Origin of the sequence: Luteibaculum oceani (genome assembly GCF_007995015.1) — a bacterium.
GTDB lineage: Bacteria > Bacteroidota > Bacteroidia > Flavobacteriales_D > Luteibaculaceae > Luteibaculum > Luteibaculum oceani.
Map to the genome: position 1 here is coordinate 1 of NZ_VORB01000022.1, position 1,282 is coordinate 1,282.

The 1,282-nt window shown below is 35.6% G+C and carries 1 protein-coding gene and 1 pseudogene; one reads left to right on the plus strand and one right to left on the minus strand.

Features of this window, described 5'->3' with window-relative positions; all coding sequences use genetic code 11:
• Window positions 1-113, plus strand: a pseudogene (locus FRX97_RS12525) (IS110 family transposase); the annotation flags it as partial.
• Window positions 114-161: 48 nt separating this feature from the next.
• Here FRX97_RS12525 and FRX97_RS12125 read toward each other — a convergent pair.
• The gene (locus FRX97_RS12125; RefSeq protein WP_147015485.1) at window positions 162-956 is read right to left on the minus strand and encodes a T9SS type A sorting domain-containing protein; all 795 of its coding nucleotides are present in this window, start codon (window positions 954-956) and stop codon (window positions 162-164) included.
• Between the last annotated feature and the right edge of the window lie 326 nt (window positions 957-1,282).

A 1,282-nucleotide genomic window follows, 5' to 3' on the forward strand; every position in this document is an offset into this window, starting at 1 on the left:
CGAAGAAGCTAGCACTAATAGCAGTAGCCAATAAGCTCATAAAACAGAGCTTTGGAGTGATAAAGAATGATCTAGTTTACGATCCGAATTATGTGAGCAGAAGAGCAGCTTAAAAATATAGTTTTTTCTTGTTTTTTAGCTTAGTTCTATGTTAGCAAACGTTATTCTTTTATGAATCTACTCTGTCCAACTATTTCATTTCCTTTATCAAATAGCCTCAAAAGGTATTCCCCCGAACTAACATTGTTTAAATATAACGTAGTGGTAATTTTTTCCTCAAGAAGAATTTGTCCTTGCTGGTCTAATATTTGAACTTTACCCGAATTTAACCCTGCGATGTCTGTTAGATGGAGGATTTCGTTTACTGGATTAGGCGAAACTAATAAGGTATTAGGATGTTTTTCATTTGTTTGAATGGAGCTATTTGTACACGATCCGAATATTTTTTCACCATTTTTGGTCAGACAATTAAAATTTATAGCAGGAGGCCCGTTTGCCTCTGATATTTCAACTAATCCATGGTCGCTACCAATACCTTCGATATAATATTCCCCAGTATTACTTCCAGAATGGTAAAATATTTTTCTCTTTTCGCTATTTTCCAGAGTAATTGTTGAAATACTATCGATTACGATTTGAAAGTGAGTAGTGAGAATTGTGTCCCCTACATTTGCATTAAAATCATAAAGTAAATACTCTTCGTTATGATACCAGTAAAAGACTCTTCTGTTGACGGTATCTTCACGGAGAAGCGCACCGAAATCCTGATATGTTATTCCATTAATGATCGTATCCTTATGGAAGGAGTATTCAGTAGTATAGCCTGTCGGGGGAATATTTGCATAGTTTGAATAACTAACGTTCCAGACTTTGTCATCTTCTAATAGCTTTGTGTAGCTCTGACTGTGTATTCCAGTAGAAATGAACATCATCACAAAATAGTATAGGGTTCTCATATTGAGGCTTTTAAAGTTTGCTAACGACCCGGCTATGAATAGTGCGGCTTTAGAGCTTTAATGTTTAGTTCTCGCAACACTCTTAGCCGAGGCTTTTATTTGTGTGGTAAATTACTAAAAACACCTAGAATAAAAGGGGAGGCGGAAGCAAGTGCGAAAATGTGTTCTTAACCGATTAATCCGCATTATTTATAGGCTTCCTAAGCTTGCAAAAGATTATATTCTCAAATAAACAGAAAGAACAAAAGAGCGGACTAAGTTTAATATAGCCATAGTGCTTCGAGCACGTCAACATAGTTAATCCCCGCTCTTTTTATATCCAAGTA

Coding starts and splice junctions, on each gene's coding strand:
- FRX97_RS12125 (WP_147015485.1), bottom strand. CDS start 956: ATGAGAACCCTATACTATTTTGTGATGATGTTCATTTCTACTGGAATA.